General features: G+C 62.9%; 25 protein-coding genes, 1 tRNA gene and 1 riboswitch. Of the genes, 17 read left to right on the forward strand and 9 right to left on the reverse strand.

What is annotated here, in order from left to right:
* Positions 1–54 precede the first annotated feature (54 nt).
* Positions 55–1,206, forward strand: a complete 1,152-nt coding sequence (locus tag CN933_RS05775) for a hypothetical protein (protein ID WP_018094097.1) — start codon at positions 55–57, stop codon at positions 1,204–1,206.
* 17 nt (positions 1,207–1,223) lie between these two features.
* On the opposite strand, the gene ppk2 is transcribed toward CN933_RS05775, so the two are convergent.
* Positions 1,224–2,126: a polyphosphate kinase 2 gene (gene ppk2 / locus CN933_RS05780; RefSeq protein WP_018094098.1), complete on the reverse strand. Its 903-nt coding sequence runs from the start codon at positions 2,124–2,126 to the stop codon at positions 1,224–1,226.
* Positions 2,127–2,339: 213 nt separating this feature from the next.
* On the opposite strand from ppk2, the gene phoR reads away from it, so the two are divergent.
* The 7 genes from phoR to phoB all read left to right on the forward strand — a co-directional run bounded on the left by phoR (position 2,340) and on the right by phoB (position 10,152).
* Complete coding sequence (gene phoR / locus CN933_RS05785) at positions 2,340–3,602, forward strand: phosphate regulon sensor histidine kinase PhoR (RefSeq protein ID WP_018094099.1); 1,263 nt, start codon at positions 2,340–2,342, stop codon at positions 3,600–3,602.
* A gap of 194 nt (positions 3,603–3,796) precedes the next feature.
* Positions 3,797–4,831 carry a substrate-binding domain-containing protein gene (locus tag CN933_RS05790; RefSeq protein WP_018094100.1) on the forward strand — a complete coding sequence of 345 codons (1,035 nt, stop codon included), beginning with the start codon at positions 3,797–3,799 and terminating at the stop codon, positions 4,829–4,831.
* A gap of 90 nt (positions 4,832–4,921) precedes the next feature.
* Positions 4,922–6,406, forward strand: a complete 1,485-nt coding sequence (pstC, locus tag CN933_RS05795) for a phosphate ABC transporter permease subunit PstC (RefSeq protein ID WP_018094101.1) — start codon at positions 4,922–4,924, stop codon at positions 6,404–6,406.
* Complete coding sequence (gene pstA / locus CN933_RS05800) at positions 6,403–7,725, forward strand: phosphate ABC transporter permease PstA (RefSeq protein ID WP_018094102.1); 1,323 nt, start codon at positions 6,403–6,405, stop codon at positions 7,723–7,725. The genes pstC and pstA overlap by 4 nt, the downstream gene beginning before the upstream one ends.
* Before the next feature lie 13 nt (positions 7,726–7,738).
* Entirely contained in the window at positions 7,739–8,554 is an 816-nt protein-coding gene (pstB, locus tag CN933_RS05805; protein WP_018094103.1) for a phosphate ABC transporter ATP-binding protein PstB, read from the forward strand.
* An 89-nt stretch (positions 8,555–8,643) separates the two neighbouring features.
* Positions 8,644–9,357, forward strand: coding sequence for a phosphate signaling complex protein PhoU (phoU, locus tag CN933_RS05810; RefSeq protein WP_018094104.1), 714 nt, complete (start codon positions 8,644–8,646; stop codon positions 9,355–9,357).
* A gap of 111 nt (positions 9,358–9,468) precedes the next feature.
* Entirely contained in the window at positions 9,469–10,152 is a 684-nt protein-coding gene (phoB, locus tag CN933_RS05815) for a phosphate regulon transcriptional regulator PhoB (protein WP_003530178.1), read from the forward strand.
* 107 nt (positions 10,153–10,259) lie between these two features.
* Here the strand turns inward: phoB and CN933_RS05820 are convergent, their stop codons facing one another.
* Complete coding sequence (locus CN933_RS05820) at positions 10,260–10,781, reverse strand: GcrA family cell cycle regulator (RefSeq protein WP_018094105.1); 522 nt, start codon at positions 10,779–10,781, stop codon at positions 10,260–10,262.
* 409 nt (positions 10,782–11,190) lie between these two features.
* On the opposite strand from CN933_RS05820, the gene CN933_RS05825 reads away from it, so the two are divergent.
* From CN933_RS05825 to CN933_RS05840, 3 genes are all read left to right on the forward strand, one after another.
* On the forward strand, positions 11,191–12,390 hold the full coding sequence (locus tag CN933_RS05825) for an aspartate aminotransferase family protein (RefSeq protein WP_026168523.1): 1,200 nt from the start codon (positions 11,191–11,193) through the stop codon (positions 12,388–12,390).
* A gap of 74 nt (positions 12,391–12,464) precedes the next feature.
* Positions 12,465–13,376 carry an ornithine carbamoyltransferase gene (gene argF / locus CN933_RS05830; protein ID WP_018094107.1) on the forward strand — a complete coding sequence of 304 codons (912 nt, stop codon included), beginning with the start codon at positions 12,465–12,467 and terminating at the stop codon, positions 13,374–13,376.
* Positions 13,377–13,743: 367 nt separating this feature from the next.
* A complete protein-coding gene (locus CN933_RS05840) occupies positions 13,744–14,736 on the forward strand; it encodes an Hsp33 family molecular chaperone (RefSeq protein WP_102761356.1) in 993 nt (330 codons plus the stop codon).
* A gap of 27 nt (positions 14,737–14,763) precedes the next feature.
* Here the strand turns inward: CN933_RS05840 and apaG are convergent, their stop codons facing one another.
* A complete protein-coding gene (apaG, locus tag CN933_RS05845; RefSeq protein ID WP_018094110.1) occupies positions 14,764–15,156 on the reverse strand; it encodes a Co2+/Mg2+ efflux facilitator ApaG/CorD in 393 nt (130 codons plus the stop codon).
* A 110-nt stretch (positions 15,157–15,266) separates the two neighbouring features.
* Between apaG and CN933_RS05850 the strand changes: the two genes are divergently transcribed.
* Complete coding sequence (locus CN933_RS05850) at positions 15,267–15,878, forward strand: CDP-alcohol phosphatidyltransferase family protein (protein WP_018094111.1); 612 nt, start codon at positions 15,267–15,269, stop codon at positions 15,876–15,878.
* Between the two features lie 39 nt (positions 15,879–15,917).
* On the opposite strand, the gene CN933_RS05855 is transcribed toward CN933_RS05850, so the two are convergent.
* Positions 15,918–17,102, reverse strand: coding sequence for an O-succinylhomoserine sulfhydrylase (locus tag CN933_RS05855; protein ID WP_018094112.1), 1,185 nt, complete (start codon positions 17,100–17,102; stop codon positions 15,918–15,920).
* Between the two features lie 43 nt (positions 17,103–17,145).
* Positions 17,146–17,224: riboswitch (SAM riboswitch) on the reverse strand.
* Positions 17,225–17,299: 75 nt separating this feature from the next.
* Here CN933_RS05855 and CN933_RS05860 point away from each other — a divergent pair.
* The 3 genes from CN933_RS05860 to CN933_RS05870 all read left to right on the forward strand — a co-directional run bounded on the left by CN933_RS05860 (position 17,300) and on the right by CN933_RS05870 (position 19,384).
* The gene (locus tag CN933_RS05860; protein ID WP_018094113.1) at positions 17,300–18,397 is read left to right on the forward strand and encodes a 2'-deoxycytidine 5'-triphosphate deaminase; all 1,098 of its coding nucleotides are present in this window, start codon (positions 17,300–17,302) and stop codon (positions 18,395–18,397) included.
* A 49-nt stretch (positions 18,398–18,446) separates the two neighbouring features.
* A tRNA-Gly gene (locus CN933_RS05865) sits at positions 18,447–18,521 on the forward strand.
* Positions 18,522–18,598: 77 nt separating this feature from the next.
* A complete protein-coding gene (locus tag CN933_RS05870) occupies positions 18,599–19,384 on the forward strand; it encodes a transporter substrate-binding domain-containing protein (protein WP_018094114.1) in 786 nt (261 codons plus the stop codon).
* A 24-nt stretch (positions 19,385–19,408) separates the two neighbouring features.
* On the opposite strand, the gene CN933_RS05875 is transcribed toward CN933_RS05870, so the two are convergent.
* From CN933_RS05875 to CN933_RS05890, 4 genes are all read right to left on the reverse strand, one after another.
* Entirely contained in the window at positions 19,409–20,221 is an 813-nt protein-coding gene (locus tag CN933_RS05875; RefSeq protein WP_018094115.1) for a sterol desaturase family protein, read from the reverse strand.
* Positions 20,222–20,290: 69 nt separating this feature from the next.
* Positions 20,291–20,701: a tellurite resistance TerB family protein gene (locus CN933_RS05880; RefSeq protein ID WP_018094116.1), complete on the reverse strand. Its 411-nt coding sequence runs from the start codon at positions 20,699–20,701 to the stop codon at positions 20,291–20,293.
* Between the two features lie 112 nt (positions 20,702–20,813).
* Positions 20,814–21,620 (reverse strand): thermonuclease family protein, encoded by an 807-nt coding sequence (locus CN933_RS05885; protein WP_018094117.1) that lies wholly within the window; start codon positions 21,618–21,620, stop codon positions 20,814–20,816.
* 8 nt (positions 21,621–21,628) lie between these two features.
* The gene (locus CN933_RS05890) at positions 21,629–22,285 is read right to left on the reverse strand and encodes a S24 family peptidase (protein ID WP_018094118.1); all 657 of its coding nucleotides are present in this window, start codon (positions 22,283–22,285) and stop codon (positions 21,629–21,631) included.
* Between the two features lie 225 nt (positions 22,286–22,510).
* On the opposite strand from CN933_RS05890, the gene CN933_RS05895 reads away from it, so the two are divergent.
* On the forward strand, positions 22,511–23,596 hold the full coding sequence (locus CN933_RS05895; RefSeq protein WP_018094119.1) for a calcium:cation antiporter: 1,086 nt from the start codon (positions 22,511–22,513) through the stop codon (positions 23,594–23,596).
* Positions 23,597–23,832: 236 nt separating this feature from the next.
* Here the strand turns inward: CN933_RS05895 and CN933_RS05905 are convergent, their stop codons facing one another.
* On the reverse strand, positions 23,833–24,342 hold the full coding sequence (locus CN933_RS05905; RefSeq protein ID WP_026168525.1) for a winged helix-turn-helix transcriptional regulator: 510 nt from the start codon (positions 24,340–24,342) through the stop codon (positions 23,833–23,835).
* Positions 24,343–24,465: 123 nt separating this feature from the next.
* Between CN933_RS05905 and CN933_RS05910 the strand changes: the two genes are divergently transcribed.
* Positions 24,466–24,939, forward strand: coding sequence for an SRPBCC family protein (locus tag CN933_RS05910; protein WP_018094120.1), 474 nt, complete (start codon positions 24,466–24,468; stop codon positions 24,937–24,939).
* The last annotated feature ends 1 nt before the right edge of the window (position 24,940 follow it).

The following is a 24,940-nucleotide window of genomic DNA, read 5'->3' on the forward strand; positions in this document are numbered from 1 at the left end:
CACATCCGGCAGCGTATTGCGGCAACCGGAAGACTTCGCGCAGAAGGATTTGACGTGAGCGGACTTGAGACAGCGATCAGGAATGCGCTGGAAAGAGCGGATCGAAGCAATGCGGAGATCCGGGCGCGCATCTATCAGTCGGCGCGTCAGGCGCTGGAAAATGGTCTGCAGAAGCAGCAGATCGAAGATCCGGAGGTCATCTCCGTGCAACGTCACCGGCTCGAAGCGGTCATCCGCGCGATCGAGATGGAAGAGCGCGCTGCCCTTAAGGAGCGCGCTCAGACTCCGGTGGTGAGCCTTGGCGAGGTGAAGGCGAGGGGCGAGAGGGTAGAGCGCACTCCCGAGGCGCCAGTACCCGCCGCGCCACGGAGCGAGCCGGCATTGAAGCCGGAGGGAAGCCCGCCTGCACAGGCGGATGGCGGGCTTGGCGCTTTGCGTCCCGAACGCGACGGCTCACCGGCGGCTTTCAGAGCGGCGGCGGACGAGGGAAGAATAGAACCCGCGCGCAAGCCTGCTCCCGATCCGGGCGTCGCCGACCAGCGACCGCGCAAGCGCAGGCGCAGCCGGTTCTTCTCCTATGCGATGATCGTTGCGACGCTTGCAGCGGCAGCCGGTGTCGCCGTCTGGTGGGTTCAGACGAACGACCTGCTCCGGCCGCCGACGGACACCGGCGTCGCCAATCCGCCCGCGACGGTGGATGCGGAGGATTTCGACGGAGCGGCCGGCCTGCAGACCCTCGGCGCACAGGAAGGCTTCTCCGGCGATTGGATAGAGGTCTTTGCTCCCGGAGAAACTGCGGCGGTCACGCCGGGGCCGCGCGCCAGCGCGGAACCGTCCGGCGGTGATGCAGGCGAGCGCCTGCGGTTGATTTCGGCAGCGGCCTCCAAGGAGGGCGATGTGGCGATCGAAATTCCCGCGGATGTCCTTGCCCAGCTGTCGGGCAAGTCGTCGACACTCGCCCTGACGGTCCAGGCGGCCCCGGGCAAGGCGACCGAATTCTCGGTCGAATGCGATTTCTCGACGCTCGGCGACTGCGGCCGGCACCGCTTCACCGTGCACGACGAGCGGGTCGACATGCTGTTGAAGGTCAATTTCGAGCGCGGCTCGGCACCCAGCAGCCCTGGAAAACTGGTGATCAACAGCGATCTCAGCGGCGGCGGCAACAGCCTCGATCTCTTTGCGATCCGGGTGCAGCCGGGCGGCTGATCGTCAGCGCGTCGGAATCACCTGAGAAAACCGGGGCCGGAGCCGAGGATCTTCTCGTCGACATTGCCGATCGCCGCCTCGTCCTTGCCGTCATAGTCGAGCTTCGTCAGCATGTGGCGGATCACGTTGATGCGGGAGCGGCGCTTGTCGTTCCCGCGGATGACGGTCCATGGCCCGTGCTCCGTGTGCGTTTCCTTCAGCATACGGTCGCGTCTTGCGGTGTAGTCGTCCCACTTGTTCAGCGCCGCGATGTCCATCGGCGAAAGCTTCCAGATCTTCAATGGGTCGTGGCGCCGGTCATGGAAGCGCTTCAGTTGCATCTCCCGGCCGATATTGATCCAGAACTTGAAGAGATGGATGCCCTCGTTCGCAATCATCTCCTCGAAACGCGGCGTCTCTTCGAGGAATTGCTCGTACTGGTCGGCGGTGCAAAAGCCCATGACCGGTTCGACACCGGCGCGGTTGTACCAGGAGCGGTCGAATAGCACGAACTCGCCGGCGGTGGGGAAGGTTGCGACATAGCGCTGGAAATACCACTGACCCCGTTCGGTCTCCGTCGGTTTCGTCAGTGCGACGACGCGCGCGGAGCGGGGATTCATATTGGCCGTTGTCGCGTGGATCGCGCCACCCTTGCCGGCGGCGTCGCGGCCCTCGAAAACCGCCATTACGCGCTTGCCGGTCGCCTGCATCCAGAATTGGACCTTGACCAGTTCGATCTGCAGCTTCGTCAGCGTTTCTTCGTACTCCTCCCGATCGAGCTTTTTCTTGTAGGGATAATCGTCGGAGCCGAAGGCTTCCTCGTCAATCCATTTCGGCAGGTCCGGATCGTCGATGTCGAAGATGCGGCTTCTGCCGTCAATCTCCAGTTCGACCGCCCGGCTCCCCGGCCTTGCTTCGGCCGGTGCTTCGTGGCGTGCCATCTGTTTCCTCCCGCTCGCTCGATTTCTCCGGAGGAGGCCATAATTACATTGCGGATTCAAGCATGTCGTGAAAATCATGTCATGAAGCAACGCTATCTCTGCGCCCTTATGGCCGGATTCGGATGGAGGCTTTGAGGCGATTACCCTCACTTCTGCGGCATCCGGGCCGCTGGCTGGATCAACAGCAGTCGTCGAGGTGCAGGAGGCAGCGAATTGAGGAACGAGGGTATCGTGTTGGATGGCGCGAAGGTGTTCTGGCGCACCCTGCTGCCGAGGTTGAAGGCGGAGCGCGGGCTTCTCGGCCTGTCCGTCGTGCTCGCCTTCCTTGCCGCACTCGCGGGCATCCATCCGCTGGCCGTTCTGCCTTTCTGGGTCGTGCTCGTCGCGGCCATCCTCAACCGGGGGGCACCGCCAGTCCAGGCAGCGCCGGCGAGCGTCGGCGCTGCCGTGGAATCCAAGGGCGACCCGCTCGCTCCCCTGCTCGACGCACTCGACATGCCGGTGCTCGTCGTGGCGGCCGACGAGACCGTCGTCTTCCAGAACGTTGCCGCAGAGAAGGCCTTCGGAACGATCCCCCAGGACAGCTATCTTTCCGCCCGCGTCCGTTCGCCCGGCATTCTCGACATGGTGCGCGAGACGATCGCGACAGGGAAAGTCAACCAGATCGAGCATGCGGAACGGCTGCCTTCGGAGGCGGTCTACGTAGTTCGCGTCGCGCCCGCGGACATAGGTTGCGAAGGTTCCGGCCGGCGCATCTTCCTGCTGACGTATCGCGATATCTCGCAGGCCCGCCGCATCGACCGGATGCGCTCCGACTTCGTCGCCAATGCCAGCCATGAGCTGCGCACGCCGCTCGCATCGCTGCGCGGCTTCATCGAGACGCTGCAGGGCCCCGCCCGCGACGACCGGAAGGCCCAGGAGAAATTCTTCGGAATCATGCACGAGCAGGTCACGCGCATGAGCCGGCTCGTGGACGACCTCCTGTCGTTGTCGCGGCTCGAGTTGAAGTCGCACATCGCGCCGGACGATGCCGTCGATCTCGGGCCGCTGCTCGGACACGTGCGCGACAGCCTGGCGCCGCTTGCGGGGGAACTCGACGTGACGATCGCGCTGGAGGTTCCGCAGACGCCGGTTTTCGTCCAGGGGGATCGGGACGAACTGGTGGAGGTCTTCGAAAACCTTATAGAGAACGCTTGCAAATACGGCCAGGAAGGCAAGCAGGTCGATGTCCGGCTGACCGGCGGGAACGGTCATCAGGCGGAGGTGACGGTTACCGACCACGGTCCGGGAATACCTGCCGAGCATGTCCCGCGCATCACCGAACGCTTCTACCGGGTCAATGTTGAGGCGAGCCGGTCGAAGAAAGGCACCGGCCTGGGCCTCGCCATCGTCAAGCATATCCTCACGCGTCACCGCGCCCGTCTGCTCATCCATTCGGAGGTGGGGAAGGGCACGGTCTTCAAGGTCCGCTTCTGACACACCACGCCGCGCTGAAATATTCCTATGAAAAAATTAGGAAGTATTTTCAGCATGTTAGCCTGTCATAAATGTTTCACCGAATTGACATAAAAGCTGTAGCCATCGGCGGCTAACTAGGGGCGGCCGATGAAACGGCGAAGAGAGCGCTGATCCCTGGCGCACCAACACAAGCCCATTCCGGGAGAACATTCATGAAATCTCTTAAACTCACTGTAGCGGCGCTGGTTGCATCCGCCGCCTTCGCGGGCGTTGCTGCGGCTCGCGACCAGATCCAGGTCGCCGGCTCCTCGACCGTTCTTCCCTATGCCAAGATCGTTGCCGAGAATTTCGGCGAGACCTTCCCCGACTTCAAGACGCCGGTGGTCGAGTCCGGCGGCTCCTCTGCCGGCCTCAAGGAATTCTGCAAGGGCGTGGGTGAAGACACGATCGATATCGCCAACTCTTCCCGCAAGATCAAGGACAGCGAAGTCGAGGCCTGCAAGGCTGCCGGCGTGACCGAGATCCAGGAAGTGAAGATCGGCTATGACGGTATCGTCTTCGCCACCGACGCCGGCAATGCCGACCTCGCCCTGAAGCCGGAGCATATCTACAAGGCGCTCGCCGCCGAAGTCGTCGTCGACGGCAAGCTCGTCGCCAATCCCTACAAGAAGTGGTCGGAAGTCGACGCATCGCTGCCGGACGCCGAAATCGCCGCCTATATTCCGGGCGAAAAGCACGGCACGCGCGAAGTCTTCGAAGAGAAGATCCTTGCCGCCGGCTGCAAGGACACCGGCGCTCAGGACGTCATCAAGGCTGCCGTCAGCGACGAGAAGCAGCAGCACAGCAAGTGCATCGCGGTGCGCAAGGACGGCATGGCCGTCGATATCGACGGCGACTACACCGAGACGCTGGCCCGTATCGACTCCAACAAGAACGGCATCGGCGTCTTCGGTCTCTCGTTCTACGAAAACAATGCCGACAAGCTGAAGGTCGCGACCGTCAACGGCGTCATTCCTTCGACCGAGACGATCGCTTCCGGCGAGTATCCGGTTTCCCGCCCGCTGTTCTTCTACGTCAAGAAGGCGCATATCGGCGTGATCCCGGGCCTGAAGGAATATGTCGAGTTCTTCGTGGACGATCAGATGATCGGCCCCGACAGCCCGCTTGCCGAATACGGCCTCGTTGCCGCTCCGGACGCCGAGCGCGAGGAAATCCGCACGTCCTTCGAGGCAGGCAACCTGCTCTGATCATGACAGGCTCCGGCGCTGCGCAGCGCCGGAGCCGCATTCTTCCGAATTTGTCGGGGCTTACGACAAGCCTGTCGCGGAGACGTGCCGATGAGTACTTCGCTCCTTCTCCTGATCATCGCTTTGATCGGTTTCATTGCGTTTCTTGCCGGCCGCGCGCGCTCGTTCGCCCGGTCCGGAGGCAAGCTCGCCAGCCTGCATTCCCTGCCCGGATATCACGGCAGCTACGTCGCCATCTGGGCGATGCTGCCGGCTCTTCTTCTGCTTGCGGTATGGCTCGTCGCAGCTCCGATCTATGTCGATTACACCGTTCGCTCGTCTCTTCCGGAACCGGTCCAGAACCAGGGGGCAGCCACCGTTCAGCTCGCGCTCGGTCAGGTCAAGTCCGTGGCCGCGGGCTTCGAACGCCTGAATGCGGGCGAGATCGCTGCAATCGAGAATGGCTCGACCAACATGCGGGAAGCCCTGGCCGCCAAGGGCGTGGCGCTTGCCGGCGAAGGCGAGCCTTACATGATCCAGTCCGCCCAGCAGTTCAATGCGATGCGGCAATATAGTCGTTGGCTGATGAGCGCCGTCGTGCTGCTCGTTTCCGTTGCCGGCGGGCTCTACGCCATCCGCAATATCGACGTCCGTTTCCGTGCCCGCAATCGGGTGGAGCGCGTCATGCTCGGCTCGCTCATCTTCGCCTCTTCCATAGCCATTCTGACGACGGTCGGCATCGTCGCCTCGATGCTCTCGGAGGCGGGCCGCTTCTTCACCATGGTCTCGCCCTTCGAGTTCTTCTTCGGCACGGTCTGGGATCCGCGCTTCGCTGCGGCCGGAAGCGGCGGCGCCTCCGGCCAGTTCGGCCTGCTGCCGCTCCTTGCCGGCACCCTGTATATCGCCTTCGTGGCGATGCTTTTCGCGGTGCCGATCGGGCTTTTCGCCGCCATCTACATGGCCGAGTATGCGAGCCCGCGGCTGCGTTCCACAGCCAAGCCTCTTCTGGAGGTGCTCGCCGGCATCCCGACGATCGTCTACGGCTTCTTCGCGCTGGTCACCGTCGGGCCTTTCCTGCGCGACATCTCCGCGCAACTGAACGGTCTCGTCACCGGCAACTACCAGAACTTCATTCAGGCCCAGAGCGTCATCACCGCTGGCATCGTCATGGGCATCATGCTCATCCCGTTCGTTTCGTCGTTGTCCGACGACATCATCACCCAGGTGCCGCGGGCGCTGCGTGACGGTTCTCTCGGCCTCGGTGCGACGCGCTCGGAAACGGTGAAGAAGGTGATCCTGCCTGCCGCACTTCCCGGCATCGTCGGGGCGCTGCTTTTGACGGCCTCGCGCGCGGTGGGCGAGACGATGATCGTCGTGCTCGCTGCCGGCGTCGCGGCGCGCATGCAATTGAACCCCCTCGAGCCGATGACCACGGTGACGGTCAAGATCGTGAATCAGCTGACGGGCGACCTCGAGTTCACTTCGCCGCAGACGCTGGTCGCCTTTGCGCTCGGCATCACGCTCTTCGTCATCACGCTCGGCCTCAACATCTACGCGCTCTACATCGTGCGCAAATATCGGGAACAGTACGAATGACCGAATTTGCCTCCCCGACGGTAAGGGTCTCCACCCGACCTGCCGCAAGCCGACGCGATATCGGCATCAAGCGCCGCTATGCCGCGGAGCGCCGCTTCCGTGCCTTCGGAATCAGCGCCATCGCCATCGGTCTGTTCTTCCTCGCGGTTCTCCTCTGGAGCGTCGTTTCGAAGGGCTATACCGCCTTCCAGCAGACGACGATCACGTTGCCGATCGAGTTTTCCGAGAAGGTGATCGATCCGAAGAACGAACGGGCGACCGATCCGAAGCGGCTCTATACCGCCAACTATCCGCTGCTCGTGCGGGAGGCTCTGGTCAAGCAGCTCGGCCTCGATCCGTCGAAGCGGCCGCTGGTGAAGCAGGCGACCGATATGGTCTCCGCCAGCGCCCGGACGCAACTGCGTGACATCGTCGTCGCCGATCCGTCGGTGATCGGCAGGACGATTCCCGTCACGCTGCTTGCCGAGGCGAACATCGACTCCGCCTTCAAGGGCCAGATCGACCTGTCGGTCGACGAAGCCAAACGCAAGGTGAAGGATGCGCAGGTCGCATGGATGAACCAGCTTGCCGAGGCCGGCGTGCTCAAGAAGAGCTTCAACACCGGCATCTTCACCTTCGGCGCATCGAGCCGGCCTGAAGCGGCGGGTGTCGGCGTCGCCCTTCTCGGCTCGCTCTACATGATGCTGATCGTGCTCGTGCTGTCGCTGCCGATCGGCGTCGCCGCCTCCATCTATCTCGAGGAGTTCGCGCCGAAAAACCGGCTGACGGACCTGATCGAGGTGAACATCAACAACCTGGCGGCCGTACCTTCCATCGTCTACGGCCTCCTCGGGCTTGCCGTCTTCATCAACTTCGCGGGCATGCCGCGCTCGGCAGCACTCGTCGGCGCCTTCGTGCTGACGCTGATGACGCTACCGACCATCATCATCGCTACCCGGGCGGCCCTGAAGGCAGTGCCGCCGTCGATCCGCTCCGCCGCACTCGGCCTCGGCGCATCGAAGATGCAGACCATCTTCCATCACGTGCTGCCGCTTGCCATGCCCGGCATCCTGACCGGCACGATCATCGGGCTCGCCCATGCGCTGGGCGAAACGGCGCCGCTGCTTCTGATCGGCATGGTCGCCTTCGTGGTCGACTTTCCGGGGTCGCCGCTGGAGCCATCCACGGCGCTGCCGGTGCAGATCTACATGTGGGCGAACGAGGCAGAACGTGCCTTCGTCGAGCGTACGTCCGGAGCGATCATCATTCTCCTGATCTTTCTCATCTTCATGAATCTCGGCGCAATTCTCTTGCGGCGTCGCTTTGAGCGTCGCTGGTAGTGGGGTAAGGACTATGAACATCATGTCGGAAGCTGCAGTCGAAAAGGCTCTTGAGCAGAAAATGAATACGGTGCCTTACAAGATGATCGGCAACGATGTGTCGGTCTATTACGGCGAAAAGCGTGCGCTCTTCGACGTCAACCTCAATATCCGCGAGAACACGGTCACGGCGCTGATCGGTCCGTCCGGGTGCGGCAAATCGACGTTTCTGCGCACCTTGAACCGCATGAACGACACGATCGAGAACTGCCGCGTAACGGGCAAGATCACGCTCGACGAGGACGATATCTACGATCCGTCGATCGACGTGGTGGAATTGCGTGCCCGCGTCGGCATGGTGTTCCAGAAACCCAATCCGTTCCCGAAGTCGATCTACGACAATGTCTCCTACGGCCCGCGCATCCATGGCCTGGCACGCACCAAGACCGAACTCGACGAGATCGTGGAAACGAGCCTGCAGAGGGCCGGGCTGTGGAACGAGGTGAAGGATCGGCTGCAGGAGCCGGGCACCGGACTTTCCGGCGGCCAGCAGCAGCGCCTCTGCATCGCCCGCGCCGTTGCCGTCAGCCCGGAAGTCATTCTGATGGACGAGCCCTGCTCGGCGCTCGATCCGATCGCGACCGCGAAAGTCGAGGAACTCATCCACGAATTGCGGGCGAATTTCACGATCGTGATCGTCACCCACTCGATGCAGCAGGCGGCGCGCGTGTCGCAGCGCACGGCCATGTTCCATCTCGGCAATCTCGTAGAGGAGAACGATACCGATAAAATGTTCACCAACCCGGACGATCAGCGCACCCAGGACTACATCATGGGCCGCTTCGGCTGATGGCCGGAGAGGGGCGGCGCTTTTCCGTCCCTCCCGGTCAAGACCGAACGAGGCCCATTCAGAACAGCGCGTCCCCCGAGGAAACGAATATGTCTCACGCACACATCATGTCCGCCTTCGACGAAGAGTTGAAGTATCTCACGCGCCGCATCTCCGAGATGGGCGGTCTCGCCGAGCAGATGGTCGCGGACTCCGTCCGTGCGCTCGTCAATTCCGATCTCGCCCTGGCCCAGAAGGTGATCTCCGACGACATCATTCTGGACGATGCGGAACGGCAGATCGGCGAAAAGGCGATCGTCACCATTGCCAAACGCCAGCCCATGGCCTCGGATCTTCGGGAGATCATGGGTTCGATCCGCATCGCCGCGGACCTGGAGCGCGTGGGCGACCTCGGCAAGAACACCGCAAAGCGGGTGATTGCCGTTGCCGGTTCAGGCATACCGCGCAAGCTTGCGCGCGGCCTCGAACACCTGGCCGAGCTCGCGCTCGTTCAGTTGAAGGAAGTCCTGGACGTCTACGCGTCCCGTTCGCCGGAAAAGGCGAACAGCATTCGCGAACGCGATGAAGAGATCGATGCGATCTACACGTCCCTGTTCCGGGAACTGCTGACCTATATGATGGAAGATCCGCGCAACATCACGCCGTGCACGCATCTTCTTTTCTGCGCCAAGAACATCGAGCGTATCGGCGATCACGCGACCAATATCGCCGAAACGATCTACTATATGGCGACAGGCGCCCAGCCGCAGGGCGAACGGCCGAAGGACGACATGACGTCGACATTGGGTTCCGTGACGGACTGAGATCGCCCGGCAGCCGGTGCCTATGCAGAATTTGTTCCGGCCGCCTTGGCGCGGCCTACCACCGTGCGCGGCGGCATGACGGCTGTCGTGCGTAGGAAGGAGTCCTACTGAATGTTGCCGAAGATTGCCGTAGTCGAAGACGAGGAAGCCCTGAGCGTTCTCCTGCGCTACAATCTCGAGGCGGAAGGCTTCGAGGTCGATACGATCCTTCGCGGCGACGAGGCGGAGATCCGCCTGCAGGAGCGCCTGCCCGACCTTCTCATCCTCGATTGGATGCTGCCCGGGGTTTCCGGTATCGAGCTCTGCCGCAGGCTGCGCCAGCGGCCGGAAACGGAGCGCCTGCCGATCATCATGCTGACCGCGCGCGGCGAGGAAAGCGAGCGCGTGCGGGGCCTTGCCACCGGCGCCGACGATTACGTCGTCAAGCCCTTTTCGACGCCGGAACTGATGGCGAGGGTCAAGGCGATGCTCAGGCGCGCCAAGCCCGAGGTTCTGTCGACGCTCCTGCGCTGCGGCGATATCGAGCTCGACCGGGAGACGCACCGCGTCCACCGACGCAGTCGCGAAGTGCGCCTTGGCCCGACGGAGTTCCGGCTGCTGGAATTTCTAATGTCCTCACCGGGGCGCGTCTTCTCTCGTTCACAGCTCCTGGACGGTGTCTGGGGACACGACATCTATGTCGACGAACGGACCGTGGACGTTCATGTCGGGCGGCTGCGCAAGGCACTGAACTTTTCCAACATGCCGGACGTCATCCGGACGGTGCGCGGCGCTGGCTATTCGCTGGAGAGCTGAGGCCGAAGGTCGCTGGCGCCCGTGCCGGCTTGCGGCATGGCAAAGAAAAAGGGGCCTTTCCGGCCCCGATTTTCGTCGTGCATCCAGAGCGGGATGAGCAAGGCGCCTCAGCGCATGCGCCGGCGCTCGGCGGAGGGCTGGTAGGCCAGCCGGGCATGGAAGGTGCAATAGGGAGAGGCTTCCGGGGAGTCGTTGCCGCAGAAGTGGAACTCTTCCTTGAGCGGGTCGCCGATCGGCCACTTGCAGGTGCGTTCGGTAAGCTCCGTGAGCTCCAGCCGCCGCGACATCGGCAGGACGATGTTCCTGTCGATCTGCAGCTCCTGGTCCATTTCCAGGTCGACTGCGAGCTCTTCCTTGAGCGCGGTCGCACCGGCCGTGCGGGTCACGGTGCGGGTTACGGAACGCGCAGCATAGTTCGGCGCGCGCGGGGCAGACGTCGCCCGTTTGGGCCGGGCTGCAGCGGTCGTGCTTCCTCCGGCCTTGGCGCGCCCGGGCAGGCTCAGCCGATGAACCTTTCCGATGACCGCGTTGCGGCTGACGCCGCCCAACTGCGCCGCGATCTGGCTGGCGCTCAAGCCCTCCGACCACAGCTTCTTCAGTTTCTCGACCCGCTCGTCAGTCCAGTTCATCTCTGCACTCCCCGTTCTCGGCGTTGGGATGGCGGAATCCGTCACCGCTCTCCGGGAAAAACCCGAAGATTCAACGCGATAATACTTTTGGTGACTAGGTCCGCCGCATGCGTCTAGTAATTGAATGTTAACCTACCGGCAGGGTGACTCCGTGGCAAGAGTCGCCGGAATCGCGCCGAATCGATTTCGCGGTTTTCCCCAACTTGCTGTCGGAGCGTTGCATTTTTGCAAGTCCCAGAGTGTGATTTTTTCGCGCTTCGGAATCGGCATCCGCAAAGCGCCTGCAAACCTTGGTTTTGTTGACATCGCGGTGCGAAATGGGAATAGTGCCTGTCGCCGCCGCAAGGCGGCATTTTTGATTTTTATCGGGCCGAATGGTCCGTGCCGCCGGAATGAAGGAGAGCTCGACATGGCCGCAACCACGCCGCTTTACGACACCTATCTGCGCGCGCCGTTGCGTTTCGAGCGAGGTGAAGGCGTTTGGCTGATCGCCGAAGACGGCACGCGCTATCTCGATTTCGCTGCCGGTGTCGCCGTGAACTCGCTCGGCCATGCCCATCCTCATCTCGTCGAGGCGCTGAAGGCGCAGGCCGACAAGGTCTGGCATCTGTCCAATCTCTACGAGATTTCGGGGCAGGAAAGCCTTGCACGGAGGCTGACCCAGGTGACCTTCGCCGATCGGGTGTTCTTCACCAATTCGGGTGCGGAAGCGCTCGAATGTGCGATCAAAACGGCGCGGCGCTATCATTTCGCCAAGGGGCACGTGGAGAAGTTCCACGTCATCACCTTTGAAGGTGCTTTCCACGGCCGCACGCTCGCGACGATCGCCGCCGGCGGACAGCAGAAATACATCGAGGGCTTCGGGCCGAAGGCGCCGGGCTTCTATCAGGTCCCCTTCGGCGATATCGCGGCGGTCAAGAACGCGATCAATGAAGAAACCGCGGCGATCCTCGTCGAGCCGATCCAGGGCGAGGGCGGCATTCGGTCGGCATCGAAGGAATTCATGCAGGGGCTGCGCGAACTTTGCGACGAGTTCGGCCTGCTTCTGATCCTCGACGAGGTCCAGTCCGGTGTCGGCCGGACCGGCAAGCTCTTCGCCCATGAATGGGCTGGCATCAAACCGGATATCATGGCCGTAGCCAAGGGCATCGGCGGCGGCTTCCCGCTCGGCGCTTGCCTCGCGACGGAAGCGGCGGCCGCCGGCATGGTGGCGGGCACGCACGGTTCGACCTATGGCGGCAACCCGCTCGCAATGGCGGTCGGAAATGCCGTGCTCGACGTCGTTCTCGCCGAAGGCTTCCTCGATCAGGTGCGCGAGGTGGCTCTCGTCTTCCGTCAGGGGCTCGCCTCGCTGAAGGATCGTTTTCCGGACGTGATCGAGGAAATCCGCGGCGACGGGCTGATGCTCGGCATCAAGGCGAAGGTGCCCTCCGCGGACCTTTTGAAGGCGATCCGCGCCGAGAAGCTGCTCGTCGTCCCGGCCGGCGAAAACGTGCTGCGCCTGTTGCCGCCGCTGATCACCACCTCCGCGGAGGCGCGCGAAGGACTGGCACGGCTCGAACTCGCCGCGGAGGCGGTGAGTGGCAAGAGCGGCAACGCCGCGGCTTGAATGCCCCGACGTTTCGGATCGATCCGGCCCGGGCGGGGCCGACAAACGGATTCTACGACAGGAAACAAGGCAGTATGACCAGACACTTCCTCGATCTCTCGGCCATGACGGCCACCGACCTCAGGACCATCATCGACGATGCCCGCGTCCGCAAGTCGGCGACCAAGGCAGGCACTGCCGAGAAGCCGCTTGCCGGCAAGATGCTCGCGATGATCTTCGAGAAGCCGTCCACCCGCACGCGTGTTTCCTTCGATGTCGGCATGCGCCAGCTCGGCGGCGAGACGCTGTTTCTGTCGGGTACGGAAATGCAGCTCGGCCGGGCGGAGACGATCGGCGATACGGCGAAGGTCCTGTCGCGCTATGTCGACGCGATCATGATCCGCACGACCGATCACCGCCGGCTTCTGGAAATGGCGGAGCATGCGACCGTGCCGGTCATCAACGGGCTCACCGACGATACGCACCCGTGCCAGATCATGGCCGATATCATGACTTTCGAGGAGCACCGGGGACCGGTCAAGGGCAAGACGATCGCCTGGACCGGCGACGGCAACAACGTGCTTCACTCCCTGATCGAGGGCTCGGCGCGCTTCGGCTACCGCATGAACATGGCCGTGCCGCTCGGCTCCGAACCGCATGACAAGTTCCTGAACTGGGCGCGCAACAACGGGGCCGAGATCCTGCTCAGCCACGAGGCGGAGCAGGCGGTTGCCGGCGCACACTGCGTCGTCACCGACACCTGGATCTCGATGAACCAGGAACATCGCGCCCGCGGTCACAACGTCTTCCAGCCCTACCAGGTCAACGGCGCACTGATGAAGCATGCAGCGCCGGACGCGCTGTTCATGCATTGCTTGCCGGCGCACCGCGGCGAGGAAGTGACCGATGAGGTCATCGACGGCCCGCAGTCGGTGGTCTTCGACGAAGCCGAGAACCGGCTGCACGCGCAGAAATCGATCCTCGCCTGGTGCATGGGCGCGGTGTGACGGCTGAAGGCGGGCGCGAGGCGTTCTCTTGAAATCTGGACGGTGCAACACGATTTAGAGCGGTGAGCGGGGCCTTCCGATCGTCAAATCGGCCAGTCGCCCCACGCCGGCTATCCTGCGCTTGGCGCCCTGCGGGGTGCTTTAAGGCAGAGCAAATGCCGACGGAGAAATTCGTCCATGACGGGATCAAATGGAATGGCGGGCGGTTGTACCGGTGCGCGCCGGTGCACTCGATGCAAGCCGTGCCGGAAATCAAGAGGAACGAGCGGTTTCCATCCGCATCCCGCATGCAGTTTTTGGAATGGGTCATGGCCACATCCCGGATTGAATCGATCCGCGTGACTATGGTCGAGGCAAGGAGCAAGCGATGACAGAAACAGCGCCGGGACTTGGCGAGTTCGATTTTGCCGGTGACGATCACGTCGTGCCCTTTCAGGTCGAGGGACTCGACGTGCGCGGCCGCGCCGTCCAGCTTGGTCCGATGCTCGATGCCATTCTCGAGCGGCACGGTTACCCGCTTCCTGTCGCGCGGCTTGTCGCCGAAACAGTGGTGCTGACGGTCCTGCTCGGCACGTCTCTGAAATTCGAAGGCAAGCTGATCGTTCAGACACAGGGCGATGGACCGGTCGATCTCGTGGTTGCGGATTTCTCGACGCCGGACCGCGTCCGCACCTATGCGCGCTATGATGAGGAGGCGCTCGCCGACGCCGAAAAGAGCGGGCGCGTCCAGCCTCATGAATTGCTGGGCAACGGCGTCCTCGCCTTCACGATCGACCAGGGTGCGCATACGCAGCGCTATCAGGGTATCGTGGCCCTTGACGGGGCAACGCTCGAGGACATCGCCGGCGCCTATTTCCGCCAGTCGGAGCAGATACCGACCAGGGTGCGCCTCGCCGTTGCCGAGCTTCTCGACAAGGACGAGAACGGCAAGCCGCGGCACCGCTGGCGCGCCGGCGGCATGGTCGCGCAGTTCCTGCCCGACGCGCCGGACAGGATGCGCCGGGCGGATCTGCCGGGCGGCGATGGTGACGAAGGCCACGAGGATTTCTTCGACGAGGACGACCTCTGGGCGGAAGCCAAGGTGATGGTCGAGACGATCGACACCGATGAACTCACCGATCCGACGGTCGGTACCGAGCGATTGCTGTACCGTCTGTTCCATGAGCGCGGCGTGCGCGTCTATGAGCCGCAGGCGGTCTACGATCGCTGCAGCTGCTCGCGCGAGAAGATCAAGGACGTTCTGGTGGGGCTCGGCAACGAGGATATCGAAGCCAGCGTCGAGGACGGCCTGATCAAGGTGACCTGCGAGTTCTGCTCGACGACCTACCGCTTCGAGGCGAGCGAAGTCCGCCCGCAATAGGGCAGCCGCGCTGAATTGCGCGCTGGATCAATTAAGCGTGCGGACGAGGCCCGGTGAATCGAGCGAGAAGGCGGGAATGGCGACGTCGAAAGTCTCCCCGCCTTCCGCCTCCATGCTGTAATGGCCGAACATCACGCCGGAGGGCGTATCCAGCGGGCAGCCGGAGGAGTACTCGTAGGTATCGCCGGGGTTGAGCAGCGGCTGCTCGCCGATCACGCCGGGGCCGCTCACCTCGTCCACCTGACCGTTCTCGTCGGTAATGTGCCAGTAGCGGGTCATCAGCCGGACCGCGCGCCCGGAATGGTTCGCTATGATGATGCGATAGCCCCAGACATAGCGGCTGTCGTCGGGGTCCGACTGTTCTTCCAGGTAGTACGGCTCGACCGTCACTTCGATGTCGCGTGTCAGCGCGCGGTACATGTGCAACACCCTGTTTCAAATCCGTACGCGTATTCTACAGCAATATGGTTTCGTCAAGAATAACGGCGAGATTGTGCGAGTGGTATCAAATTTCCCAGGAGGCAACGGCCATGTTTGACGGCGCGCTTCGCAGGCGGCTCGATCCGATTCTGGACAGGTTCGGCGCCGCACTGGCCGGCCGCGGGGTCAGTGCCGATGCCGTCACGATCCTCGGCCTTTGCCTTGGCCTTGCGGCAGCCCTGCTCATCGGTCTCGGCGCTTATCTGCCCGCCGCCGCCCTGATCCTTGTGAGCCGGCTCTGCGACGGCCTCGACGGAGCCGTCGCCCGCGCGAGCCGGAAAACGGATTTCGGCGGCTTTCTCGACATCGTTCTCGATTTCACCTTTTACGGGGCCGTCCCACTCGGTTTCATCATCGCAGATCCGGCTGCAAACGGTCTCGCCGGCGGATTTCTGCTCTTCGCCTTCTATGTCAACGGCGCGAGCTTCCTCGCCTATGCCGTGATGGCCGAGAAGCGCGGCCTGACGACCGAGGTGCGTGGTGCGAAGTCGCTCTACTTCACGACGGGGCTCGCAGAGGCGACGGAGACGATCGTCCTTTTTCTGCTGTCGTGCCTGTTGCCCGGGTGGTTCCCCTTGTTCGCAACCGTCTTCGCGCTCGTCTGCCTCTATACCGCGCTGTCGCGGATCGTTCTCGCAAGACTGACGTTTCGGCGAGACTGACGACAAAGCCCGCTGACGCGGGCTTCGTCATGGTGTCGGTCAGGCGTTTACGGCCTTCAGCGCCCGTGCGAAATCCTCGATGAGGTCTTCGCTGTCCTCGATCCCGGCCGAGAAGCGCACCGTTCCGGCGGAAATGCCGAGTTCGGCGCGGGCTTCGTCGGTGAGGTTTTTGTGGGTGGTCGTCGCCGGATGGGTGATCAGGCTCTTGGAATCGCCGAGATTGTTGGAGATCCGGATGATTTCAAGCGCGTTCTGCAGGGCGAAGGCTGCTTCCTTGCCACCCTTGAGCTCGAAGGCGACCAGCGTCGAGCCGCCGCTCATCTGCTTCGCAATGATGTCGGCCTGCGGGTGATCCTTGCGGCCCGGATAGATGACGCGGGCGACCTGCGGCTGCTCCGCGAGGAAATCGGCGATGCGGCGGGCGCTTTCGGTCTGCTGCTTGACGCGCAGCGGCAGGGTCTCGATCCCCTTCAACAGCGTCCAGGCGTTGAAGGGCGACATGGCCGGGCCGGTGTGACGGAAATAGTCGTGCAGGTTCTCGTCGATCCACTGCTTGTCGGAGAGCACCACGCCGCCGAGGCAGCGCCCCTGGCCGTCGATGTGTTTCGTCGCGGAATAGACGACGACATGGGCGCCAAGCTCCAGCGGTTTCTGGAACAGCGGCGTCGCGAAGACGTTGTCGACCACCACCTTGGCGCCGATCTGATCGGCGAGCTTGGCGACGCCGGCGATGTCGATCACTTCGAGCGTCGGGTTGGTCGGGCTTTCGAGAAAGAAGACCTTGGTGTTCGGACGCACCGCGTCTTCCCAGTTCTTGAGATCGCGACCGTCGACCAGGGTGCACTCGACGCCGTATTTCGGCGCCAGCGTTTCCACGACCCAGCGGCAGGAGCCGAAGAGCGCCCGGGCCGCGACGATGTGGTCGCCCGCCTTCACCTGGCACAGGATTGCCGCGGAAACCGCCGCCATGCCGGAGGCGGTGGCGCGCGCGTCTTCCGCCCCTTCGAGCATGCACATGCGCTTCTCGAACATGTCGTTGGTCGGACTGCCGTAGCGCGCATAGATGAAACCGTCGGTCTCGCCCTTGAACCGGGCCTCCGCCGCTTCGGAGCTGTCGTAGACGAAGCCTTGCGTCAGAAAGATCGCTTCGGAGGTCTCGCCGTACTGGGAGCGGAGCGTTCCGCCGTGGACGAGTTGGGTTGCCGGGCGCCAATTCTTGCTCATGAGAACGTCACTTTCAAAAACAAAAAAACCGGCCGCGAAACGACCGGTTTGACACCCGGCCTTTTTAGCTACTTGTTTAACGTGGCTGCAAGCCGACCGGCCAAATCACCACGGGATAAAGCTCCAATACTGCGTGGCCGCGCTTGCGTCAATTCCCGGAGTTTGGTTTTGTCTGGCAACTGTAAATGAGGATCGGAATGGGGCGCGACACAGGGATTTTGGCCGACCGCGCAATTGCTGCGCTGTATGCCTCGGGACGACTGAAGAGCGAGAAGGCGCTGGATGATGACCAGATCCAGCCGGCCAGCCTCGATCTTCGCCTTGGATCCAAGGCGTTCCGCGTCCGGGCGAGCTTCATGCCCGGCCCTTCTCATCTGGTCGCCGACAAGCTCGACCGGCTCAAGCTGCATGTCGTCGATCTGAGCGAAGGCGCCGTGCTCGAGACCGGCTGCGTCTACATCGTGCCGCTGATGGAAAGCCTGTCGCTGCCGGCAGACATGTCGGCCTCCGCCAATCCGAAGAGCTCGACCGGCCGCCTGGATATCTTCACACGCGTGATTACCGACAGGGCGCAGGAGTTCGACAAGATCCCGGCGGGCTACAGCGGACCGCTCTATCTCGAAATCAGCCCGCGAACCTTTCCGATTGTCGTCAGGCGCGGTTCGCGGCTTTCGCAGATACGCTTCCGCATAGGCCACTCGGTTCTTTCCGAGCAGGAGCTGCTGGCCCTGCACGAAAGCGACGTGCTCGTCGCCAGTGACCGGCCGAACGTTTCCGGCGGCGGCATTGCCCTTTCCATCGATCTCAAGGGCACCGGACCGGACGGCCTGATCGGCTACCGCGGCAAGCATCACACATCGGTGGTCGATGTCGACAAGAAAGCCCAGCATGCCGTTTTCGACTTCTGGGAGCCGCTCTACAGCCGCGGCCGCGACGATCTCGTGCTCGACCCGGACGAGTTCTACATCCTCGTGTCCCGCGAAGCCGTCCATGTGCCGCCGCGCTATGCCGCCGAAATGACACCCTTCGACCCGCTCGTGGGCGAGTTCCGCGTCCATTATGCCGGCTTTTTCGATCCCGGATTCGGCCATGCGTCGGCCGGCGGCAGCGGCAGCCGGGCGGTGCTCGAGGTCCGCAGCCATGAGGTACCGTTCATTCTGGAGCACGGGCAGATCGTCGGCCGTCTCGTCTACGAGCACATGCTGGAACGTCCGGAGGGACTTTACGGCCTCGATCTCGGCTCCAATTATCAGGCGCAGGGCCTCAAGCTCTCCAAGCATTTTCGCGCCGAGTGAGCATTGTGCTTGACAGATCGCGGCTGTTGAGGAAATTTCCGGTTCTGTCGCGGGTGTAGTTCAGTGGTAGAACGCCAGCTTCCCAAGCTTGATGTCGTCGGTTCGATCCCGATCACCCGCTCCAATTCCTCCATTCATAGAGGCGCCATAGCGCTGCGGATTCTCTGGATATTGGTACTGTCGGCCGTTCTCGCCCGGGGTTTGGCCTTGGCACAGCCGAAGGAACTGCCCCGGCTGTTCGATGCCCGCGAACGGATTGCGAAGCCGGACCTCAGCGGCCTTGCCAGGCTCCGTTTCCTGACCACCGTCGACTTCCCGCCCTTCAACTTCATCGACCAGTCGGGCAAGCTGTCGGGCTTCCATGTCGACCTCGCCCGCGAGATATGCCGTGAGCTGGAGATCGAAGCCAAGTGCCAGATCCAGGCAGTGACCTATCCGGAGCTCATGCCGGCCCTCGAACAGGGGCAAGGGGAAGCGATTGCCGCCGGCATTGCCGTGACTTCGGAGCTGAGGCAGAGTTTCGCCTTTTCCCGCGCCTTCATGCAACTTCCCGCCCGCTTCGTCGTCAACACCAAGGCCGCCGGCGCAATCACCGGTCCTGGCGATCTCGCCGGAAAGCCCGTCGGCGTCGTCTCCGACACCACGCATGAGGCAATGCTGAAGGCGTTTTTCCCGAAACTCGAAGCCAAGGGCTTTCCGGACCGGGACGCACTGCTCTCCGCGCTTCGCGGGGGCACCGTCGCGGCCGCGTTCTCCGACGGCATGCAATTGTCCTTCTGGGTCTCCGGCAACCTCGCCGGGGGATGCTGCGCCATGCTGGAGGGCTCCTATTTTTCCCAACGCTTCCTGGGCGAGGGACTGACGATCATGAACCGCAAGGCCGAGCCGGCTCTGACCCAGGCGATCGACCACGCCTTGCTGGCACTCTCACGCAGCGGCAGGCTTGAAGAGATCTATCTTCGCTATTTCCCGAACGGGATTTATTGAGGCGGCTCCACTTGCGGCTATGCCCTAGCGACGCCGGAACGGGAGTATCAGCGACCACAGGAGCTTCACGGGTGCAACGCGCCCGTAGGCCTTCAGCCCGGTCTCGATCGCATCGTCGCCGCGCGATGGATGGGCGACGTAGGTCGAGAACAACCGATCCCAGACCGAAAGATTAAAGCCGTAGTTTGAATCGGTCTCCCGCTTTTCCACGGAATGGTGGATGCGGTGCATGTCGGGCGTGACGATGACCTGGCGCAACAGCCTGTCGGCGCCTTTCGGGAGCCGCAAATTGGCGTGGTTGAACATCGCCCCGGCATTGAGCACGATTTCGAACAGGAGAACGGCGAGTGCGGGCGCGCCGAGCAGGATGATAACCGCGCTCTTCCAGATCATCGACAGCAGAATTTCGAGGGGATGAAAGCGAAGGGCCGTGGTGACGTCGACACCGGGATCGGCATGGTGGACGCGGTGGATGCGCCACAGGACAGGTATCTTGTGAAACACGACGTGTTCAAACCAGATGGCGAAGTCCAGCGCGATGAAGGCGATCAGGCCGGCAAGCGGCGGGGTCACGCCAAGAGCCGGGAGCACGCCGTAGCCGCGCCCCTGAGCCCAGATGGCAATGCCGGTCGCGGCAGCGGGAAAGGCGACGCGAAGCAGGAGGGAGGATAGGACGAGAATAGACAGGTTGGTGATCCAGCGGCGTGCCTTCAGTGCCCGCATCAGCTCCGGCCTCTCCAGCCGCGGATGAAGAAGCTCGAGCACGGCCAGCGCGGCGAAGGCGGCGGCAAAGGCCGCGAGCCGCCAGACCGGTTCGGAGAGACCGAAATAGAGCATGCATCGATCCCCGTTGCATCGAACCCGGCCCGTTCCGTGCCGGAAACGGGCAAGGACCTTTTCCGAAGCCTACTTGCGGAAGCGCGCGATGGCTCCGCGCTCGATTGCTGCGCAGGCGAGCTTGTCGAGGCCCAAACGGTCCCGCAGCAGCTGCAACAACCGGATTTCCTCGTTGCGGATACGCTGATCGGCGGCAGCGATCTCGACCGCAAGGGCATAGGCCGTCTCATAGAGCCGCTGCGGCAACGCCTCGCGAACCATTTCGAGCGCCACGTCGAGGCCCTCCGGGGCCGCAAGCTGGGCGGCGCATTCGCGGCTGATGTGGATCAGATGATCTTCGTCGAAACCGTCGAAGGCCGGGAGGAACCGCACGAGCACGCCGATGCGTGCAATCTCGTCGTCGGTCATGTTCCGGTCGACGGCGGACATCATGACCATGACGTGAACAAGGGCTTCGTGCTGGCTGAGACTTGCGGACATCCTGCCTCTCGATCCTTTCATCGTTCTCATTGGGGCCGCGATACACGACGGGTGCATAGCGGGTTGGGCGGACCTGCAGTGGTAGGTGACAGTTAAAGACTTGCTCCAAGCCTTACAAGTCCGGCGCGGCGTCTTCCGGGGCGATGCTCGCAGCCGGATCGTCGAGCGCGAGAGGCGCTCGGGCAAGACCGCGCGGGTCGTCCCCGAAGAAACCGAGCCTGGCGCCCCGGGCTGCCTCGGCCTTCGCCTCGAGCGCCGTGCCCGGCAGCGGCGTCGCCCAGCCGTTGCCGACGAGCCATTCGGCCACGTCCTGTCCGCCGACGCTGCACCGCGCGTTCAAGGTCTCCGAGGAGCCCTCCGCCGCTTCGCAGACGAGTGCGCGGCCCCGCAAAAAATTGCGGAACGCCGTACGCGCGACCATGCCGCAAGGCCAGCTCCTGCCATCCGCTTCGCAGACCTTCTCGGGCGTTTCGGGTTCGATATCCTTGAGCTGCAGAGTCGTCTCGCCGGACCGGACAAGCCCGGCGGCAAGCGCAACCGGGCGCGGGAAGACGGCGGAAGCGGGCTTTTCCTTTTCCTCAGGCTTTGAAAGCGGCGGTCTCGGTGCGATCCGTTCCAGCGGTTTGGCAATGCCGTCTTCCGGCTGGGCGAAGAGACCCGGCTCGACCGGCCTGGCCGCCACGCGCGAGCCTTTGCCACGGGCGGTATCCGGTTCGGGGGGAGGGGGAGCTGCTTCGGTCTCGGCGGGAGGCTCCACCGAAACCGGCTCGTCGACCGCTGCTTCCGGCGTTTCGAGCACGAACTCAGGCGTTGCGACGCTGTCGCGGTTGCGGATGATCGCGGCCCCGGCCATCAGAATGCCGGCATAAAGGGCGAGGGCGGCAAGCCCGCCGGCGATGGTGAAGAGCCTCGGCGGCATCAAGGATCCTATTGGCTGGCCCAGATGATCCGGGCAATCCATTCTACGTCGTTCATCTCGAAATTGCGGTTGGGATGGTCGGGGTTGAGCGAGACGAGTTCGATGCCGCGGGGCGTCTGCCGGGCCAGCACCTTCGCCATCACCTCGCCCCCGCGCGTCTTGACCACGACGCGGTCGTTGCGGCGCACCTGCGCGCTCGGGTCGACGATCAGGACATCGCCGTCGCGATAAAGCGGCAGCATGCTGTCGCCCTGAACCTCCAGAGCGTAGGCACCGCCCTGCCGCCGCTCGGGCGTGGGGAATTCGATCGTGTCCCAGCCCTGGCCGACCGGAAAGCCGCCGTCGTCGAAAAAACCACCGGCGCCGGCCTGCGCGAAACCGATCAGCGGAATGCCCGGCGCTGCCGATGCTTCTTCCCTTTCGCGGCCGGCGGCATTGGGCTCCATCAGCGCCAGGAACTGATCGACGCTCGCTCCCGTGGCATGCAAGATCTTCGCGATCGACTCGGTGGAGGGCCATCGGTCGCGCCCGTCGGTGGACTGGCGCTTCGACTTGTTGAAGGAGGTGGGGTCCAGGCCGGCCCGCCGTGCAAGGCCCGACGGCGAAAGCCGGTGGCGCTCTGCCAAGGCGTCGATCGCGCGCCAGATGCTGTCATGTGAGAGCATATCGACCCATCTTCGGAAGGAGAGACGATGCGGGCGGCACAGCAAGCCGTTCCGCGGTCTGCGAATACATTAGCCAAGCGCCTTACGACCGTAAAGCACAGCGAGGAAAATAGTCCTTCCTATCCGATCAAAGGACGGTATACAGCAGATGCAGCGGTCTTCAGGGGTGAACTCTTCAGCAGCTGTGCTAAATAAAACAGCTTCACCCCGGGCCAAGAGGCGTGCTTGCTTGCAAACCTGAGATCGGAACGGCATCTCGTCGCCGCTTTTCTCGCTGCTCTTGCCGGCGTCGCGGTCGAGCATCATCTGCTCGAGGCCGGTCGCGCCGCATCGCTCATCGGTGCGGCCCTGATGGTGGCGGCGATCGTGCTTGCTTCCATGCGGGTCGCCCATCATGCCGAGGTGCTTGCCGCCAAAGTGGGTGATCCCTACGGCACGATGATCCTGACGCTTTCGGCGGTGCTGGTCGAGGTCGTCATCCTCGCCATCATGATGACCGGCGAGACCTCGCCGACGCTGGTGCGCGATACGATCTATTCGGCAGTAATGCTCGATATCAACGGGATCCTGGGACTTGCGGCGCTGCTCGGCGGCCTCAAACATGGCGAGCAGCCCTATAACGACGATTCCGCGCGCACTTACAGCGTCATGATTCTCACGGCCATGGGCATTTCCATGCTCGTCCCCGAATTCGTGCCGCAGTCGAAATGGCATTACTATTCCGCCTTCACCATCGGCGCGATGATCGTGCTCTATACGTTGTTCCTGCGCATGCAGGTTGGCGTCCACAGCTACTTCTTCAGTTACAGCTATCCGCGCGCCAAAGCGGGAACCGCGGCAAGCCGGCTCGAGGACGAGCCGGTGCTTCCTTCCGTCGTCGTGCTCATCCTGGGCGTGGTGGTGATCGGCTTTCTCGCCGAAATCATGTCCGGGCTGCTGTCGGCCGGGATCAAGGGCACGGCGGCGCCGCCGGCCCTGGCCGCGATCGTCGTCGCGGCGATCTCCGCTTCGCCCGAGGTCATGACGGCAATGCGCGCCGCGCTCGCCAACCGCATGCAGGCAGTGGTGAACATCGCGCTCGGCGCTTCGCTTTCGACCGTGATCCTGACCGTACCCGTCATGGAGGCGATTGCCCTTTATACGGGCCAACCCTTCATCATGGCCATGTCGCCGGTGCAGACGGTAATGGTTGCGGTAACCCTCATCGCCGCCGCTATCAATCTCAATGACGGTCAGACCAATGCCATCGAAGGCATGACGCATTTCGTGCTGTTCGCCACCTTCATCATGCTGTCCGCCCTCGGGCTTTAGAGCACTTCCAGGAAAAGTGTGTAACGGTTTTCCGTCCGGAAGTGCGTTGGACCGAAGAGCACTTCCAGGAAAAGTGTGTAACGGTTTTCCGTCCGGAAGTGCGTTGGACCGAAGAGCACTTCCAGGAAAAGTGTGTAGCGGTTTTCCGTCCGGAAGTGCGTTGGATCAAGAGCACTTCCAGGAAAAGTGTGTAGCGGTTTTCCGTCCGGAAGTGCGTTGGACCAAAGGATTAGTGCTCAGGCCGGCTGCTCTTCCATCGCCTTGCGCGCCACAACGCGGTCATAGGCGGCTTGAAGCGTTTGCCGCACGGAGGGTCCCTCCGGTCTGGCATCGCCGAGGTGTTCGGCGCGCAATTCCCGCATGAAACGCTCCCAGAGCTCGGGGCCGCCCTCCTCCATCAGTTGGGCTCGGATGCTGAGTTCCTCGCTGACCGGCAGGTAGCGCCGGCCCCAGGCGCCGAGATGGGCCATGATCGGCACAAGCGCGATCGCCATTTCCGTCAGGCTGTAGATCGCCTTCTGCTTGTGGCTCGGATCGTCCGCTTTCGTCAGCATGCCGATCTCGACAAGCGTTTTCAGCCGGTCGGCGAGGATGTTGGTGGAAATCCCCTCCTGCGAGCGCAGGAGCTCGCGGAAGTGGCGTTTGCCGCCGAAAATCATGTCGCGAATGATCAGGAGGCTCCATTTGTCGCCGAATACTTCGAGCGAGAGATTGATCGGGCAACCCGAGCGATGGTCATCGGTCATTTTGGTCTCTGCAAAACGCGAGCGGAGCATCCGCTCTAAAACTGCTTGCATTATTGCACCAGTGAAGTTAGCCTGCAACTGCTTTCATATCGCAACCAGTTTCCGAGCGAAGAGGAGAAGATCATGACCAAAGCTTCTGTCGAACATGCGGACTTCACCATCGAACGCGTTTTCAATTCACCCCCGGAACAGGTCTTCGAGGCCTTCGCCGATCCTGCTGCGCATGACCGCTGGTTCGTCAAGGCCGACAACTGGCCGGTCGCCGAATATAGCCACGACTTCCGCATCGGCGGCCGGGAAAGCGGCCGGTTCAGCCAGGACGGGAAGGTTTTTTATTTCAATGAAACGATCTATCTCGACATCGTCGAGAACCGGCGGATCGTCTCGGCCTATACCATGGCGAAGGACGAGCAGCGGCTTTCCGCGTCGATCGCCACCGTCGACCTCATACCGGAAGGCACCGGCACACGCGTCGTCTTCACGGAGCAGGGGGCATTCCTGGATGGGCTCGACAAGGTGGAATATCGCCGCGAAGGCTGGGAGCAGCTGATCGGATTTCTGGCGGCCGAGCTCGGTGAGAAGGCTGAAGTGGCCTGAA

The organism is Sinorhizobium sp. M4_45 (assembly GCF_002885915.1).
Classification (GTDB): domain Bacteria; phylum Pseudomonadota; class Alphaproteobacteria; order Rhizobiales; family Rhizobiaceae; genus Sinorhizobium; species Sinorhizobium meliloti_A.

Coding starts and splice junctions, on each gene's coding strand:
- ppk2 (WP_018094098.1), bottom strand. CDS start 2,126: ATGGCACGCCACGAAGCACCGGCCGAAGCAAGGCCGGGGAGCCGGGCG.
- CN933_RS05790 (WP_018094100.1), top strand. CDS start 3,797: ATGAAATCTCTTAAACTCACTGTAGCGGCGCTGGTTGCATCCGCCGCC.
- pstC (WP_018094101.1), top strand. CDS start 4,922: ATGAGTACTTCGCTCCTTCTCCTGATCATCGCTTTGATCGGTTTCATT.
- pstA (WP_018094102.1), top strand. CDS start 6,403: ATGACCGAATTTGCCTCCCCGACGGTAAGGGTCTCCACCCGACCTGCC.
- pstB (WP_018094103.1), top strand. CDS start 7,739: ATGAACATCATGTCGGAAGCTGCAGTCGAAAAGGCTCTTGAGCAGAAA.
- phoU (WP_018094104.1), top strand. CDS start 8,644: ATGTCTCACGCACACATCATGTCCGCCTTCGACGAAGAGTTGAAGTAT.
- phoB (WP_003530178.1), top strand. CDS start 9,469: ATGTTGCCGAAGATTGCCGTAGTCGAAGACGAGGAAGCCCTGAGCGTT.
- CN933_RS05820 (WP_018094105.1), bottom strand. CDS start 10,781: ATGAACTGGACTGACGAGCGGGTCGAGAAACTGAAGAAGCTGTGGTCG.
- CN933_RS05825 (WP_026168523.1), top strand. CDS start 11,191: ATGGCCGCAACCACGCCGCTTTACGACACCTATCTGCGCGCGCCGTTG.
- argF (WP_018094107.1), top strand. CDS start 12,465: ATGACCAGACACTTCCTCGATCTCTCGGCCATGACGGCCACCGACCTC.
- CN933_RS05840 (WP_102761356.1), top strand. CDS start 13,744: ATGACAGAAACAGCGCCGGGACTTGGCGAGTTCGATTTTGCCGGTGAC.
- apaG (WP_018094110.1), bottom strand. CDS start 15,156: ATGTACCGCGCGCTGACACGCGACATCGAAGTGACGGTCGAGCCGTAC.
- CN933_RS05850 (WP_018094111.1), top strand. CDS start 15,267: ATGTTTGACGGCGCGCTTCGCAGGCGGCTCGATCCGATTCTGGACAGG.
- CN933_RS05855 (WP_018094112.1), bottom strand. CDS start 17,102: ATGAGCAAGAATTGGCGCCCGGCAACCCAACTCGTCCACGGCGGAACG.
- CN933_RS05860 (WP_018094113.1), top strand. CDS start 17,300: ATGGGGCGCGACACAGGGATTTTGGCCGACCGCGCAATTGCTGCGCTG.
- CN933_RS05875 (WP_018094115.1), bottom strand. CDS start 20,221: ATGCTCTATTTCGGTCTCTCCGAACCGGTCTGGCGGCTCGCGGCCTTT.
- CN933_RS05880 (WP_018094116.1), bottom strand. CDS start 20,701: ATGTCCGCAAGTCTCAGCCAGCACGAAGCCCTTGTTCACGTCATGGTC.
- CN933_RS05885 (WP_018094117.1), bottom strand. CDS start 21,620: ATGCCGCCGAGGCTCTTCACCATCGCCGGCGGGCTTGCCGCCCTCGCC.
- CN933_RS05890 (WP_018094118.1), bottom strand. CDS start 22,285: ATGCTCTCACATGACAGCATCTGGCGCGCGATCGACGCCTTGGCAGAG.
- CN933_RS05905 (WP_026168525.1), bottom strand. CDS start 24,342: ATGACCGATGACCATCGCTCGGGTTGCCCGATCAATCTCTCGCTCGAA.
- CN933_RS05910 (WP_018094120.1), top strand. CDS start 24,466: ATGACCAAAGCTTCTGTCGAACATGCGGACTTCACCATCGAACGCGTT.